The organism is Methylobacterium sp. UNC378MF (assembly GCF_900103195.1).
GTDB lineage: Bacteria > Pseudomonadota > Alphaproteobacteria > Rhizobiales > Beijerinckiaceae > Methylobacterium.
In genome coordinates this window covers 133,787-148,487 of sequence record NZ_FMWU01000016.1, presented here as the reverse complement: position 1 = coordinate 148,487, position 14,701 = coordinate 133,787, and the positions used below count along the sequence as shown (strand labels likewise).

General features: G+C 71.0%; 13 protein-coding genes. 7 read left to right on the top strand and 6 right to left on the bottom strand.

Going from position 1 to position 14,701, the window contains the following annotated elements:
* Positions 1-6: 6 nt before the first annotated feature.
* Positions 7-189, bottom strand: a complete 183-nt coding sequence (locus BLT59_RS18025) for a hypothetical protein (RefSeq protein WP_244514041.1) — start codon at positions 187-189, stop codon at positions 7-9.
* 242 nt (positions 190-431) lie between these two features.
* Here BLT59_RS18025 and BLT59_RS18020 point away from each other — a divergent pair, with 242 nt between their 5' ends.
* Entirely contained in the window at positions 432-1,676 is a 1,245-nt protein-coding gene (locus BLT59_RS18020; protein ID WP_091783278.1) for a complex I NDUFA9 subunit family protein, read from the top strand.
* 26 nt (positions 1,677-1,702) lie between these two features.
* The gene (locus BLT59_RS18015) at positions 1,703-2,719 is read left to right on the top strand and encodes an NAD-dependent epimerase/dehydratase family protein (protein ID WP_091783204.1); all 1,017 of its coding nucleotides are present in this window, start codon (positions 1,703-1,705) and stop codon (positions 2,717-2,719) included.
* Positions 2,720-2,982: 263 nt separating this feature from the next.
* Here BLT59_RS18015 and BLT59_RS18010 read toward each other — a convergent pair whose 3' ends face one another.
* Positions 2,983-3,960 (bottom strand): helix-turn-helix domain-containing protein, encoded by a 978-nt coding sequence (locus BLT59_RS18010; protein WP_091783201.1) that lies wholly within the window; start codon positions 3,958-3,960, stop codon positions 2,983-2,985.
* 329 nt (positions 3,961-4,289) lie between these two features.
* On the opposite strand from BLT59_RS18010, the gene BLT59_RS18005 reads away from it, so the two are divergent.
* Complete coding sequence (locus tag BLT59_RS18005) at positions 4,290-4,667, top strand: PH domain-containing protein (protein WP_091783198.1); 378 nt, start codon at positions 4,290-4,292, stop codon at positions 4,665-4,667.
* Between the two features lie 79 nt (positions 4,668-4,746).
* Here BLT59_RS18005 and BLT59_RS18000 read toward each other — a convergent pair whose 3' ends face one another.
* From BLT59_RS18000 to BLT59_RS17985, 4 genes are read right to left on the bottom strand one after another with little or no spacing between them, the layout of a single operon-like run.
* Positions 4,747-5,943, bottom strand: a complete 1,197-nt coding sequence (locus BLT59_RS18000) for a CaiB/BaiF CoA transferase family protein (RefSeq protein WP_091783195.1) — start codon at positions 5,941-5,943, stop codon at positions 4,747-4,749.
* A gap of 12 nt (positions 5,944-5,955) precedes the next feature.
* Entirely contained in the window at positions 5,956-6,771 is an 816-nt protein-coding gene (locus BLT59_RS17995; RefSeq protein ID WP_091783192.1) for an IclR family transcriptional regulator, read from the bottom strand.
* Positions 6,772-6,779: 8 nt separating this feature from the next.
* Complete coding sequence (locus tag BLT59_RS17990) at positions 6,780-7,517, bottom strand: enoyl-CoA hydratase-related protein (protein ID WP_091783189.1); 738 nt, start codon at positions 7,515-7,517, stop codon at positions 6,780-6,782.
* Positions 7,514-8,530 carry an NAD(P)H-dependent flavin oxidoreductase gene (locus tag BLT59_RS17985; protein WP_091783186.1) on the bottom strand — a complete coding sequence of 339 codons (1,017 nt, stop codon included), beginning with the start codon at positions 8,528-8,530 and terminating at the stop codon, positions 7,514-7,516. The genes BLT59_RS17990 and BLT59_RS17985 overlap by 4 nt, the downstream gene beginning before the upstream one ends.
* A gap of 336 nt (positions 8,531-8,866) precedes the next feature.
* Here BLT59_RS17985 and BLT59_RS17980 point away from each other — a divergent pair, with 336 nt between their 5' ends.
* From BLT59_RS17980 to BLT59_RS17965, 4 genes are all read left to right on the top strand, one after another.
* The gene (locus BLT59_RS17980) at positions 8,867-10,936 is read left to right on the top strand and encodes a 3-hydroxyacyl-CoA dehydrogenase NAD-binding domain-containing protein (protein WP_091783183.1); all 2,070 of its coding nucleotides are present in this window, start codon (positions 8,867-8,869) and stop codon (positions 10,934-10,936) included.
* Between the two features lie 14 nt (positions 10,937-10,950).
* Complete coding sequence (locus tag BLT59_RS17975; RefSeq protein ID WP_091783180.1) at positions 10,951-12,135, top strand: acetyl-CoA C-acyltransferase; 1,185 nt, start codon at positions 10,951-10,953, stop codon at positions 12,133-12,135.
* Positions 12,136-12,137: 2 nt separating this feature from the next.
* A complete protein-coding gene (locus BLT59_RS17970; protein WP_091783177.1) occupies positions 12,138-13,334 on the top strand; it encodes an acyl-CoA dehydrogenase family protein in 1,197 nt (398 codons plus the stop codon).
* A 137-nt stretch (positions 13,335-13,471) separates the two neighbouring features.
* Positions 13,472-14,626: an acyl-CoA dehydrogenase family protein gene (locus BLT59_RS17965; RefSeq protein WP_091783174.1), complete on the top strand. Its 1,155-nt coding sequence runs from the start codon at positions 13,472-13,474 to the stop codon at positions 14,624-14,626.
* Positions 14,627-14,701 lie beyond the last annotated feature (75 nt).

Sequence of the window (14,701 nt, the reverse complement as noted above, 5' to 3'; positions counted from 1 at the left end):
CGGCGCTCAGGCGGACCGCTGCCGGCGAGCCCGGCTGTACCGCGCCCAGGCAAACAGCACGAATAGCGCGACGCCGATGATCAGGATGCTCCAGCCGTAGTTGCTGATGAGCTGCGCGTCGATCGGGTGGCCGACGAACCCCAACGCGACCAGCAAACCGAACACCGCGATCGCCGCGGAAATCAGCATCCCTACAATCATCGAAGTCCCCGGCGCGTCCCAGCCGCGCGCTTCGGCACGCCCGCATGGTGGGGAAGAATGCACGGCTGGCTCACCCGTTCCAGCGTCCCGTCGACCGGCATCCCGGTCATCGACCCCGCGCTGTTCACCGGAATGGCGCAACGGCGCAATCGGCGGCTCCCTTCCCAACGAAGTTAGGCTAAGTAGGCCGCTTGACGGCGCCCCGGCGCGAGGAGCTCGAGACCACGGTGATGAGCGGCCAAGAAAACACGACGGCGTCCGCGGCGGCGCACACGAGTCCCGGGACGCAGTCCGCATCCACAACGGCCTCGGGTCCCCGGCGTCCGCAGGATCAGCTCGTGACGATCTACGGCGGCTCCGGCTTCCTGGGTCGGCACGTGGTCCGTGCGCTGGCCAAGCGCGGCTACCGGATCCGCGTCGCGGTGCGACGGCCGGACCTCGCGCTGTTCCTGCAGCCACTGGGGAAGGTCAACCAGATCGTCGCCGTGCAGGCCAACCTGCGCTACCCGGATTCGGTGGCGCGGGCTGCCGAGCGGTCGGACGTGTTGATCAACCTCGTCGGCATCCTACAGGAGACCGGCTCCCAGAGCTTCGCGCGGCTGCAGGTCGACGGCGCGGACGCGATCGCCCGCGCCGCGGCACGCCAGGGCGCCCGGATGATCCACGTCTCGGCGATCGGGGCGGATCCCGCCTCTCCATCGGTCTATGCGCGCACCAAGGCGGAGGGCGAGGCGCGGGTCTTCGCCGCCTGCCCGGACGCGGTCGTGTTCCGACCCTCGCTGATCTTCGGGCCCGGCGACAGCTTCTTCAACCGCTTCGCCAGCCTTGCCCGGGCGCTTCCGGTCTTGCCGCTCGCCGGCGGCCAGTCGCGCTTCCAGCCGGCTTTCGTGGGTGATGTCGCCGAAGCGATCGCCCGTGCCGTCGACGGCACCGTGGCGCCCGGCAAGGTCTATGAACTCGGCGGCCCGGAGGTGGGCACGCTGGAGCATTTCGTCCGCTACATGCTGAAGACGATCCGGCGGAAGCGCGCGGTCGTGGATCTGCCCATGCCGGCGGCCAAGCTCCAGGCCCGCATGCTCGAGATCGCCGATACCCTGACTTTCGGACTCCTGCCCGACACGCTGAAGCTGACGCGGGATCAAGTGATCCTGCTCCAGAACGACAACATCGTCTCGGAGGCCGCCAAGGCCGAGGGCCGGACCTTCGAGGGGATCGGGATCACGCCGACCGCCGCGGAGGCGGTGGTACCGGGCTATCTGTGGACGTTCCGCAAGGCGGGGCAGTTCGCCACGGAGCGCGACGAGGAGCGGCTGTCCGAGGTGCCCGACACGCTGGCGTCGAAGCCCCTGGCGGCCGGCTCTCAGCACCGGCCGAAGACGGCTTCCGGCCCGGCGATCGGCGCGGATGCCGGCAGCTCGCCGGGCGCCGGCCAGGGCAGCATGGGCGTGCGCTGGGGAACCCGGAACCGAGGCTAGGTGACGGTCCCCGCCCGGATCGCGCCATGAGCGCGCCCTCTCCCCACGGATCCGGCGGCCCGGTCGCGCGGCGCATCCTCGTAACCGGGGCGGCCGGCTTCGTCGGCGGCCACGTCCTGCCGCTCCTCGCGGCGGCAGGCGCGGGTGCGGGCGATTGCGTGGCGGGGATCGGGCGAGGGCAGTCGCCCCGCCTGCCGGAGGGCGTCACCTACGAGGCCATCGACCTCCTCGACGAGGTCGCACTGAGTGCCTTCGTGGCGCGCTTCCGGCCGACCGCGATCCTCCATCTGGCGGGCCTTGCCTCGGTTGCCGACTCCGCCAGCGGTCCGGGGCAGACCTGGCGAGTGAACGTCAACGGCCTGATGAACCTCGTCGCGGCGGTGGAGGCGGTGCCGGGCTGCACCTTCTTCTTCGTGAGTTCCGGCGAGGTCTACGGCAGCGCCTTCCTGGCGGGCCACGCCCTCAGCGAGGCGGTCGAGCCCCTCCCGCGCAACACCTACGCCCGGTCGAAATGGGTGGGCGAGCAGCTGCTCCGCGACCTGCTGCCCCGCATCGGCGTGAAGCTCGTCGTGCTGCGGCCGTTCAACCATATCGGTCCGGGCCAGGACGAGCGCTTCGTCGTGGCCTCCTTCGCGGGCCAGATCGCCCGGATCGAGGCCGGCCTCGTGCCGCCCTGCCTGGAGGTCGGCAACCTCTCCTCCTATCGCGACTTCCTCGACGTCGCCGATGTGGCGAGCGCCTATGCCGACCTGATCGGCCGGACGGAATCCCTGGCGGACGGGAGCGTGTTCAACATCAGCTCCGGCCAGCCGCGGACGATCGCCAGCGTGCTCGAGGACCTGCGCGTCCGGGCGCGGGTGCCGTTCGAGATCCGCATCGCACCGGAGCGGGTGCGGCCGACCGAGATTCCCCTGGCCGCGGGCGATGCCGGCCGCCTCCAGGCCGCCACCGGCTGGCAGCCGCGGGTCTCGTGGGACGCGGCCCTGACCCGCGTTCTGGACGACGCCCGGGCGCGACTGGCACAGGCGCGCAGGTCCGGCTGAGGCGCGGGGCCTCACGTCCGGCAGGTCGAGGGCGGACCGGGATCAGCCCGGCGGCATGGACAGCCGCTACGTTTGGGACGCGCCCGCTCCACGTCCGGAAGGCGGGTCGCCGGCCCCATGCCGCGCGGCCGCGGCGATGGTCTGCGTCTGAGCGGCCAACCGGCTGAAGCAGCGAGATCCGGGGACGATCGAAAGACATCACATCGTGGTTGCGGGTCCGTCCAGACTGATCTGCGGGTCAATTCCCACCGCTCCTCAACCGTTTACAGATCCGCGACCGCAACGGATCGGCGCAGGACGGCCGCAGCTCTGTATTCGCGCGGCGTCAGGCCATGACGTTCTTTGAAACGCCGGGAAAAATGAGCCTGGGTGGTGAAGCCGCAACTATACGCCACCACGCCAATCGACAAGTGGAGGCTGGCCGAATCGGCCAAGCGCTCGGCAGCGACCGTGAGGCGGCGCTCCCAGATATAGTCCGAGACGTTTCGGTCACGCTCGTGGAACAGCTCCTGAAGCCGGCGTAGCGAGATGCCTACCGCGCCTGCAAGCTGAGGTGGGTCGAGGCTCGGATCGCCGAGATGGGCTTCGACGTAAGCCTTGGCACGCTGGACCGTGGCGTTGCCGTGAATAGAGCGGGGCGGCTCCTGCGCGAGTCGTTCCGCAACACTGGCTACGATCAGGTCCATGCCGATGCCGGCCATGCGGGTGGCCGCGTCCGCGTCGAGGCGGTCGCTTACATTGAGCAATTCGCGGAAAAAGGTCTGGGTCAGGGCTGTAGAGGCGAGATCGGCGCTGAGGGTCAGCGCGGTGTAGAGCCGGGTCGGGCCGACCACACTCTCCAGGCACGCACGGGGCAGCTCTAAGAACAGGTACTCGCTGTTGGCGTCCGACGCGACGACGCCGGGCCGTTGATCGAGCACGACGATATCGCCCGGTCCCTGTACCGAGCACCGATCGTCCTGAAGGCTCGTCGTGCGGCCGGCGAGCGCGAAGGCGACACAGACCATACCGTCCGACCGCCGGCGCCGGAGCGTGCTGGGCGTCGCCTCGCTGCGGACCGATCTCTGCGCGATTCGGCTGATGAGGAGAGGTCCAACCTGGGCGACGTCCAGGCGCGCCGCAAAGGGGCTGTCGTCCAGGCGCTTCTGTTCGATCGGTTCGCACTGATCGAACAGTGTCTCCCGCCAGCGTCTGAAGCTGTCTCGCGGGTGGAGATCGGCAGTTGTGAATAATGGTTGCATCGGCAGTCTCGACCCCAAGGGTCCGATCGGAGGGCCGCACACGGACGGTTTTTACAGATTGTATATAATCGCCACTGGGAATAGCACCTCTTGCCCGATTCCCGGTGGGCGATGATCACGAAAGCTTGTGGTGGGCCAGTCCTGGAGGCCGACGTTTGGCGCGGCCTCTCCCGAAGGCGGATCTGCGCACGGGTCAGGGACGCCAATGAGGATGCGCGCTAATCCCGGCCGGTCGCAGGGCGCTTCATGGTCAGCCCGGCCCGCGTTGCCGCACCCACGGCGAGGCGGCATGCTCCGCGTCGACGCGGAACAAGACGAGATTGTCGCCCATGGGCCTGCTGGACGGATTGCTCGGACACGGCTCGGCCGTCGACGCGGCCTCGCTCGAGCGACGGCTCGAAGGTATCCTGATCGAGGGCGAGACGGCGCGGCTCGCCTTCAGGATCATCCGGGACGTGTTCGTATTCACCGAGCGCCGCGTGATCCTGATCGACGTCCAGGGTGTGACCGGCAGCAAGGTCACGTTCCTGTCGGTGCCGTACCGCGCGATCGTGCGCTTCTCGGTCGAGACCGCCGGCACGTTCGACCTCGACGCCGAGTTGAAGATCTGGGTCTCGGGCGCGGCGGAGCCGATCCAGCGAACCTTGAAAAGGGGTGCGGATGTCCGGGGCATCCAGCGGGCCCTCGCCGAAGGCGTGCTGCGCTAATCCACCCCTCGACCGCCCGGACGATGGCCGACCTTGAAGCGCGCCGACGCCGTCCAGGACACGACCGGCCGGGGCCTTCCTACCGGACCACACCCTTGGCCCGCAGCGCGTCGCGCGCGTCTTGCGGATACTCCAGCTGTTCCGCCAGGATCTCGGCGCTCGAATCCCCGAGGCCCGGCGGCATGCGCCGCACCGGCAGCCGGCGGCCGTCGAGCCGGTAGGGCGGGGCGAGGACGTGGGCGTTCTCGGGCGCCGCGACCACCAGCCCGGCCTCCCGGGCGCGGTCACAGGTGAGCGCCTCGCGCAGGCCCATCACCTCGCCGCAGGGGATGCCCGCGGCCCTGAGCCGCGCGATCAGCGGCGCCCGTTCCCACTTGGCGAGTTCGGCCTCCAGGACCGGGATGAAGGCGGCGCGGTTGCGCGACCGGTCGAGGTTGGTGGCGAAGCGCGGATCGGCGACCCAGTCCGGACGCTCCAGCACCTGCTCGCAGAAGCGGCGGTACTGCCCGTTGTTGCCGACCGTGATCACCACCGGCCCGTCGCCGGCCTCGAACACGCCGTAGGGCACGATCGACGGATGGGCGTTGCCGTAGCGGGGCGGATCGATCCCCCGGGCGAGCGCCTCCAGGCCGTAATAGGAGGTCAGCGCCACCCCGCAATCGAACAGGGCGAGGTCGACCGTCCGGCCGCGCCCGGTCCGCTCCCGCTGGTACAGGGCCGCCAGCACGGCCTGGGCGGCGAACTGGCCGGTGAACAGGTCGACCGCCGCGACCCCGAACTTGAGCGGCGGTCCTCCGGCCTCGCCGTTGAGGGCCATCACGCCGGATTCGCCCTGGACCACGAGGTCGTAGCCGGGCCGGCCGGCCTCCGAGCCGTCCGAGCTGTAGCCGGCAATCGAGCAGTAGATCAGGCCGGGATTCTCCGCCGCGAGCGCCGCGTAGCCGAGACCGAGCTTCTCGGCCCCGCCGGTCTTGAAGTTCTGGACCAGCACGTCGCTGTCGCGGGCCAGAGCCCTCACGATCGCCAGCCCCTCCGGCGTGGCGAGGTCGACGCCGATCGAGCGCTTGTTGCGGTTCACGCTGTCGAAATACGAGGTGTTGCCGGGGCTCGTCGGCACGCCCCAGTCGCGGGTGTCGTCGCCGCGCTCCGGGTGTTCGACCTTGATCACGTCGGCGCCGAGATCGCCCAGCACCTGCGCGCACCAGGGCCCGGCGAGCACCCGGGACAGATCGAGGACGCGGATCCCGGACAGGGGCAGGTCGGCAACGGCATCCATCGCGAAAGGTCCTCAGGCTCCCATCACGCCGTCGAGACTGCGGACGGCTTCGATGAGCTTGGGACGCGCTACCTCCATGAGGAAGCGCGCGTCGGTGATGACGGCGGGGGCGCCGCAATTGACCGACATGAGCGGCAGGCCGCCGCCGGGATGGAATCCCACCGCGATGGCGCAGACCGTCTCCTGCCACTCGCCGAATGAGGTGCAGCAGCCGAGTTCCCGGTGCTCCTCCACCGCCCGGTCGAGGCCTGCGCGCAGCGCGGGCCAGGCCACGGGATCCAGCGCCTTCAGATCTTCGTAGATGCCCGCGCGCTCCCGGTCCGGGCAGACCGCCACGTAGGCGCGGCCCATGGCGCTGCGGGCCAGCGAGATGCGCGAGCCGGTATCCAAGTTGAGCGAGATCGCCGCCGGGCCGCGCTGGCAGTCGACGTAGCGCATGCTGAGCCGGTCGCGCACCCCGAGTCCCACAGAGGCGTTGGCCGCCTCCGCGACGGCGCGCAGCGCCGGCCGGGCGATGGCGCGGACGTCGAGTCCCCCCAGAGCGGCCGAGCTGAGCGCGATGGTGGCGGTGCCGAGCCGGTAGCGGCCGAGTTCGGGCATGTGCTGCAGGTAGCCGAGCTTGGTCAGCGTGTACGTGAGCCGCGACACGGTGGAGCGCGGCAGCCCGCAGGCCTCCGCGATGTCGTGGTTGGCGAGGCTCGTGCGCCCTGGCCCGAAACAGGCCAGCACCGACAGGCCCCGGGCCAGCGCCGTGACGAAGTGGCGGTCCTCCTTCGCGCCGGACCCGGCAGCGTCGAGCTCGGCCAGAAGGGTCGCGTCCGTCTCCATCCGCGCGCTCATCGGCGCAGGAACGCGGCGAAGGCCGCCTGCGCCTCCGGGCCGCGGCGGAGCGCGTGGAAGACCTCCGCCTCCGCGTCGAGGGCGCGGGCGACGCTGTCGTCGTAGCCGCGCCGGAGGGCCTGCTTGGTGGCGGCGATCGAGATCCGGGGCAGGGCGGCGAGCGCGCGCGCCTTGGCGAGCGCGGTCTCCAGTGCTGTCCCCGCCGGGACGGCGGCGTTGACGAGGCCGGCCGCGGCCGCCTCCTCCGCCGTGAAGGGTTCTCCGAGCATCAGCAACTCGGCTGCGCGCTTCGCGCCCGCCACCAGGGGCAGCAGGTAGCTCGATCCGCCCTCCGGGCTGAGACCCAAAGCCGTGAAGGGCAGGCGGAACCGGGCGCCACCACCCGCATAGGCGAGGTCGCAGTGGAGCAGCAGCGTCGTGCCGATGCCGACCGCGTGGCCCTCCACGGCCGCCACGACCGGAATCGGGCAGGCGCGCAGGGTCCTGAGGAAGGTCAGGCCGGGGCTGGCGCCGCCGGTCTCGACATCCTGGAAATCCTTAAGGTCGTTGCCGGCGGTGAAGCACTCGCCCGCGCCGGTGAGCACCAGGGCGCGCACGCTCGCGTCTCGGCCCGCCGTCTCGAAGGCGGCGGTCAGGCTCGCATAGGTCACCCGGTCGAGGGCGTTGCGCCGCTCCAGCCGGTCGATGGTGACGAGCCGGATCCCGGGCTCCGGATCAGCGACGCGGATGCTCACCGGGCGGTCTCGCAGGCGTAATCCGCCGACAGGCCGGCGATCCGCGCCCGCGCCGCCGCGTATTCCCGGGCGAGCCGGGCCACGAGGTCAGCAGTGGCAGGCGCATCCGCGATGGTGCCGACCCCCTGACCAGCGCCCCAGACGTCCCGCCACGCCTTCACGCTGGCGCTGCCGAAGTTCATCGCGGTCTTGTCGCGGACGGGCAGCGCGTCGGGATCGAGCCCGGCGGCGCGGATGCTGGGCGTCAGGTAGTTGCCTGGGACGCCCGTGAAGTAGGGGGTGTAGACGATGTCGGCCGCCGCGCTGCCGGCGATCATGTCCTTGTAGGCGGGAACTGCGTTTGCCTCACGGGTGGCGATGAACCGGGTGCCCATATAGGCGAGGTCGGCGCCCATGGCCTGGGCCGCCAGGATCGCCGAGCCTGAGGTGATCGCCCCCGACAGGATCAGCGGCCCGTCGTAGAACCGCCGGATCTCGCCGACGAGGGCGAAGGGGCTCAGGGTCCCCGCATGCCCGCCCGCGCCGGCACAGACCAGGATCAGCCCGTCGACCCCCGCCTCCAGGGCCTTCTCGGCGTGGCGCACGGTGGTGACGTCGTGGAACACGACGCCGCCATAGGCGTGGACCGGGCGGATCACCGCGTCCGGCGCCCGCAGCGAGGTGATGATGATCGGCACTTGGTGCCGGACGCAGGCCTCGACATCCTGCGCCAGCCGGTCGTTGGAGGCGTGGACGATCTGGTTCACCGCGAAGGGCGCGATCTTTCGCGCGGGATCCGCCGCCCGGGCCTCGGCCAGTGTGCGGGTGATCCGGGTGAGCCACTGGTCCAGCAGGTCGGCCGGCCGTGCGTTCAGCGCCGGAAACGAGCCGACCACACCGGCAAGGCATTGGGCGATCACCAGCTCCGGCCCGGAGACGATGAACATCGGCGCGCAGATCACCGGCAGGGCGAGCCGGCCGCGCAGAGCCTCGGGCAGGCGCCCGCCCGAGATCCGTTCGGGACCGTCGCTCACTGCGCGCTCCCCGCCGCTTGGCCCTGCGCCGGACAGGCGCTCCCGAGCCGCTGGCCCCGATCGATGCCGCGCACCGTGATCCTCCCCCGCCTGAAGGCGGTCCGGCCTATGATGCCCCGGCGGCGACCGCGGCCGAGCCTTGCCCGGGGCCGTTTTGATGGCACGGCCCAGGGGCGCCGGTCAAACGCTCAAGACAAAATGATTCTGCAGTGCAGAACCAAAACGTCGAGACCGACAGCGGTCCCGATCCGTCCTTGACGATGCCTCGCAGGCAGACCACCATTCCACCAACGTGCAGACACTTGTTCTGCAGTGCAGAATACAAGGGAGTTCTGAGTGGTTCGTCAGGAGGTCGACGGTGGTGTGGCCGTGCTCACGCTCGCCAACCCGCCGGTCAACGCGCTGGGCGCCGCGCTGCGAGCGGCCCTCGACGACGCCCTGACGGCGGCCATCGCGGACGAATCGGTCCGCGCAATCGTGGTAGCGGCCGAGGGCAAGGTCTTCATCGGCGGCGCCGACATCGGCGAGTTCGGCAAGCCGCAGCATCCGCCGAGCCTGCCCGACGTGCTAGACCGCCTCGACGCGAGCCCGAAGCCCGTCGTGGCGGCCATCGGCGGCGCGGCGCTCGGCGGCGGCCTTGAACTGGCGATGGCCTGCCACGGCCGGGTCGCAGCGCCGTCCGCCAAGATCGGCCTGCCGGAGATCAAGCTCGGAATCATCCCGGGGGCGGGCGGCACGCAGCGCCTGCCGCGCCTGATCGGACCCGACGTCGCCTTCGCAATGATGCTCACCGGTGAGCCGGTCTCCGCCGAAAAGGCAGCGTCGCTGGGCATCGTGGATGCCGTGGTGCTCGGCGACCTCGTGGCCGAGGCCCGGACCCGCGCCCTGGAACTCGCCGATGCGGGCACCCTGCCGCGGGCCCGCGACCGGTCCGACGCGCTGACCCCGGAGGCCCGCGAGCGGTTCGAGGCGCAGGCCGCCGAGGCGGTGAAGCGCGATCCCGAGGCCACCAACGTCCACGCCCTGGCGCGGGCGGTGCGCGCCGGCCTGGAGCAGGATTTCGACGCCGCGGTGGCGGTGGAGCGGGCCGAGTTCCGCGCCCTGGTGGAGGATCCGCGCTCCAAGGCCTTGCGCTACGCCTTCTTCGCCGAGCGCGAGGCCGCCCGGGTGCCCGGCCTGCCGAAGGACACGCCCCGCCGCACCATCAAGACCGCGGCGGTGATCGGCGCCGGCACGATGGGCGGCGGTATCGCGATGTGCTTCGCCAATGCCGGGATCCCCGTGACGGTGATCGAGACGGAGGAGGGCGCCCTGGCGCGCGGCCTCGATCGGGTGAAGGGGCTCTACGCCGGCTCGGCCAAGCGCGGCTCGATTACCGAGGCCCATCGCGACGAGCGGATCGGCCGGATCAGCAGCGCGATCGGTCTGGAACACGCCAAGGAAGCCGACATCATCGTCGAGGCGGCGTTCGAGGATATGGGCGTCAAGCGCGAGATCTTCTCGAAGCTCGATTCCATCGCCAAGCCCGGCGCGATCCTGGCGACCAACACCTCCTACCTCGACGTGAACGCCATCGCGGCGATGACGGGCCGCCCGCAGGACGTGCTCGGCCTGCACTTCTTCAGCCCGGCCAACGTCATGCGCCTCGTCGAGGTGGTCCGCGCCGAGAAGACCGCCCCGGACGTGCTCGCCACAGCCCTCGATCTCGGCAAGCGCCTCAACAAGCTGCCGGTGACGGTCGGCGTCTGCTTCGGCTTCGTCGGCAACCGGATGCTGGAGCGCCGCAGCCGGGCCGGCGAGCGGCTGCTGCTCGAGGGGGCGCTGCCCCACGAGGTCGACGCGGCGGTCACCGGCTTCGGCTTCCGGATGGGCCCCTTCGCCATGGCCGATTTGGCGGGGCTCGATATCGGTTGGCGCTCGCGCAAGGATTTCGGCGGTCGGGCGCCGGTCGCGGACTCGCTCGCCGAGCAGGGACGCTTCGGCCAGAAGACCGGCCGCGGCTTCTACCTCTACCCGGACGGCGCCCGCACCGGCACGCGCGACCCGGAGGTGGAGGCGCTGATCGCGCGGGTCGCCGCCGAGCACGGCGTCGCGCGCCGAAGCTTCACGGCCGACGAGATCGTCGCGCGGCTGATGTACCCGATGGTCAACGAGGGCGCGCGGATCCTGGAAGAGCGGATCGCGGCCCGGCCCGGCGACATCGATACGATCTGGATTAACGGCTACAACTGGCCGGCCTGGCGCGGCGGGCCGATGCACTGGGCCGACACGGTCGGGCTGAGGACGATCGCGGAGGCGCTGTCGCGCTTCGCCGCGGAGACCGGCGACGACAGCCAGGAGCCGGCGCCGCTCCTGAAGCGCCTCGCCGCCGAGGGCGGCAGCTTCGCCGGCCTGAAGTACGCCTGAGCGGGAGAGAGATCATGACCGACGCGGTGATCGTCGCGACCGCCCGCACGCCCATCGGCAAGGCGCATCGCGGCGCCCTGAACCTCACCCGCGGCGCCGACCTCGCCGCCCACGCGATCCGGAGCGCCCTGGACCGGGCCCGCCTGGAGCCGGAGGCGGTCGAGGAGGTGGTGCTCGGCTGCGGCTATCCGGAGAACGCCACCGGCGGCAACGTCGCCCGGCACGCGGCCCTGGTGGCGGGGATCCCGGTCGAGTCGGCGGGCGTCACCGTCTCGCGCTTCTGCGCCTCGGGCCTGGAGGCGATCGCCAGCGCGGCCCGGCGGATCATCCTCGACGGCGTGCCGGTGGCGGTGGCGGGCGGCGTCGAGTCGATCAGCCTCGTCCAGCCGAAGGTCCAGCGGGAGCTGACCCGCAACGCTTGGCTGGAGGCGCACCTGCCGGCGATCTACATGCCGATGATCGAGACCGCCGACATCGTGGCGGAACGCTACGGCATCTCCCGGGAGGCCCAGGATCTCTTTGCTCTTGAGAGCCAGCGCCGCACGGCGGACGCGCAAGGACGCGGGCTGTTCGACGACGAGATCGTCCCGATGAGCGCCGTCATGGCGGTGACCGACAAGGCCACCGGCGAGACCCGGGAGGTCGAGACCCGGCTTTCCAAGGACGAGGGCAACCGGCCCGACACGACCCTCGAGGGCCTCGCCAAGCTCAAGCCCGTGCGCGGGGAGGGGGCCTTCATCACGGCGGGCAATGCCAGCCAGCTCTCGGACGGCGCCTCGGCCAGCGTGCTGATGTCGGCCGAGGAGGCGGCGCGGCGCGGCCTCACGCCGCTCGGCACCTTCCGGGGCTTCGCCTCGGCGGGCTGCGGGCCGGACGAGATGGGCATCGGCCCGGTCTTCGCGGTGCCGCGGCTCCTGGAGCGGCAGGGCCTGCGGGTCTCCGATATCGACCTGTGGGAGCTGAACGAGGCCTTCGCGTCCCAGTCGGTCTATTGCCGCGACCGGCTCGGGATCGACCCGGACAAAGTCAACGTCAACGGCGGCGCCATCGCGGTCGGCCACCCGTTCGGCATGTCAGGGGCGCGGCTTGTGGGCCACGCCCTGCTGGAGGGCCGCCGCCGCGGCGCGCGCTACGCCGTCGTGACCATGTGCGTCGCCGGCGGCCAGGGCTGCGCCGGCCTGTTTGAGATCGGGGGCTGACGATGGATCTCCGCTTTACGCCGGAAGAGATCGCGTTCCGCGACGAGGTCCGGAGCTTCTGCCGGACGGAGATCCCGGCCGAGATCCGGAAGAAAGTCTCGGAGGGCCGCAGCCTCGCGAAGGAGGACTACGTCACGAGCCAGCGGATCCTCAACGCCAAGGGCTGGGCGGTGCCGCACTGGCCGCAGGAATGGGGTGGCCGGGACTGGACCCCGATCCAGCGCTACATCTACACCGAGGAGCTGTTCCAGGCGGCGGTGCCGCTGCCGCAGCAGTTCAACTGCTACATGTTCGGCCCGGTGCTGGCGACCTTCGGCCGGCAGGATCAGAAGGCGCGCTTCCTGCCCCGCGCCGCCAACCTCGACGATTGGTGGTGCCAGGGCTTCTCCGAGCCCGGCGCCGGCTCCGACCTCGCCTCGCTGAAGACCAAGGCGGTGCGCGACGGCGATCACTACGTCGTGGACGGCCAGAAGACCTGGACGACGCTCGGCCAGCACGCCGACTGGATCTTCTGCCTCGTCCGCACCGACTTCGAGGCCAAGAAGCAGCGCGGCATCTCCTTCCTCCTCATCGACATGAAGACGCCGGGGATCACCGTGCGGCCGATCCTGACCCTGGAAGGCCGGCACGAGGTCAACGAGGTCTTCTTCGACGCCGTGCGCGTGCCCGTCGAGAACCTCGTGGGCGAGGAGAACAGGGGCTGGGACTACGCGAAATTCCTGCTCGCCAACGAGCGCACCGGCATCGCCCGGATCGGCCTCACCAAAGAGCGGATCGCCCGGATCAAGCGGCTCGCCCGCGAGATGCCGGCGGGGCCCGGGACCATGTGGGACGATCCCGCCTTCCGCGGCCGCGTCGCGGAGGTCGAGGTCGAGCTGAAGGCCCTGGAGATCACCCAGATGCGAGTGGCGGCCAAGCAGGGAAGGGCGGATTCGGCGGAGCCGGACCCGGCCTCCTCGCTCCTCAAGATCCGCGGCTCGCAGCTCCAGCAGGCGGCGACGGAGCTGCTGGTGGAACTCGCCGGGCCCTTCGCGCTCGCCGCGCCTGCCCGGGGCGCAGGCGCCAACAACCTGCCCGGCGGTTTCGACTGGGTCGACGCCGCCGCGCCGAGCTACTTCAACAACCGCAAGGTCTCGATCTACGGCGGCTCGAACGAGATCCAGCACAACGTCATCGCCAAGAGCATTCTGGGGTTGTGAGCGGCATTTTCCCTCCCCCTTGTGGGGAGGGGTCAGGGGTGGGGGTGGCCCAGGATTGAGCGCCGCGGTGCCTTCTGGCCCCCCACCTCCGGCTCCTCCCCACAAAGGGAGAGGAGAGGGGGGCAGAGGACACCACCATGGATTTCGACCTGAACGAGGACCAGTCGCTCCTGCGCGACAGCGTCGAGCGGCTGGCCGCCGACCTCTACCCGTCCCTGGAGAGCCGGCAGGCGCGGCTGAAGGCGCCGCTCGGCTTCCCCGCGGAGGGGTGGGCAGCCTTCGCGGAACTCGGCGTCGCCGGCCTGCCCTTCTCCGAGGAGGAGGGCGGCCTCGGCGGCGGCCCGGTGGAGACCATGCTGGTCATGGAGGCGGTCGGCCGCAACCTCGTGGTCGAACCCCTTCTCGCGAGCCTCGTGCTCGGGTCCACCGCCCTGCGCCTCGGCGGCAGCCCCACGCAGAAGGAACGCCTCGTCCCCGGCCTCGTCGCGGGCGATCTGCGCCTCACCCTCGCCCATACCGAGCGCCAGTCCCGCTACGACCTCGCCGACGTGGCGACCACGGCCCGGCGCAGCGGCGATGGCTTCGTGCTGAGCGGCGCCAAGAGCGTCGTGCCCAACGCCGACGCGGCCGGCCCGATGGTGGTCTCCGCCCGGGTCTCGGGTGAGCGGCGCGATCCGCACGGGATCGGCCTGTTCCTCGTCCCGACCAACGCCGCGGGCGTCGCCATCGAGGCCTATCCGACCCAGGATGGCGGCCGGGCCGCGGAAGTGTCCTTCTCGGAGGTGCAGATCCCCGCCGACTCAGCCCTGGGCGATCCCGAAGGCGGCCTGCCGCTCCTCGAGCGGGTGGTGGAGCACGGGATCGCGGCGCTCGCCGCCGAGGCGGTGGGCTCGATGGACGCGCTCCACAAGCTCACGGTCGAGTATCTCAAGACCCGCAAGCAGTTCGGCGTCAGCGTCGGCTCCTTCCAGGCCCTGCAGCATCGGGCCGTGGACATGCTGATTCAGCTGGAGCAGGCCCGCTCGATGGCGCTTTACGCCGCCATGATGGTGGACACGCAGGATGCCAAAGCGCGGGCCGCGGCCCTGTCGGCCGTGAAGGTGCAGATCAACAAGGCCTGCCGCTATGTCGGCCAGGAGGCGGTCCAGCTCCACGGCGGCATCGGCATGACGCTCGAGTATATCGGCGCCCACCATTTCAAGCGGCTCGCCATGATCGAGTACCAGCTCGGCGACACCGCCCACCACTTGCGCCGGATCACGCAGGACGAGAACGGGCTGCTGGCGGCCTGAGGGCGGTTCACCCGACCGCCGCCTCATCCTGAGGTGCCGGAGCGCCGCGGAGTCCTCGGAGGAGGCCTCCGGCCG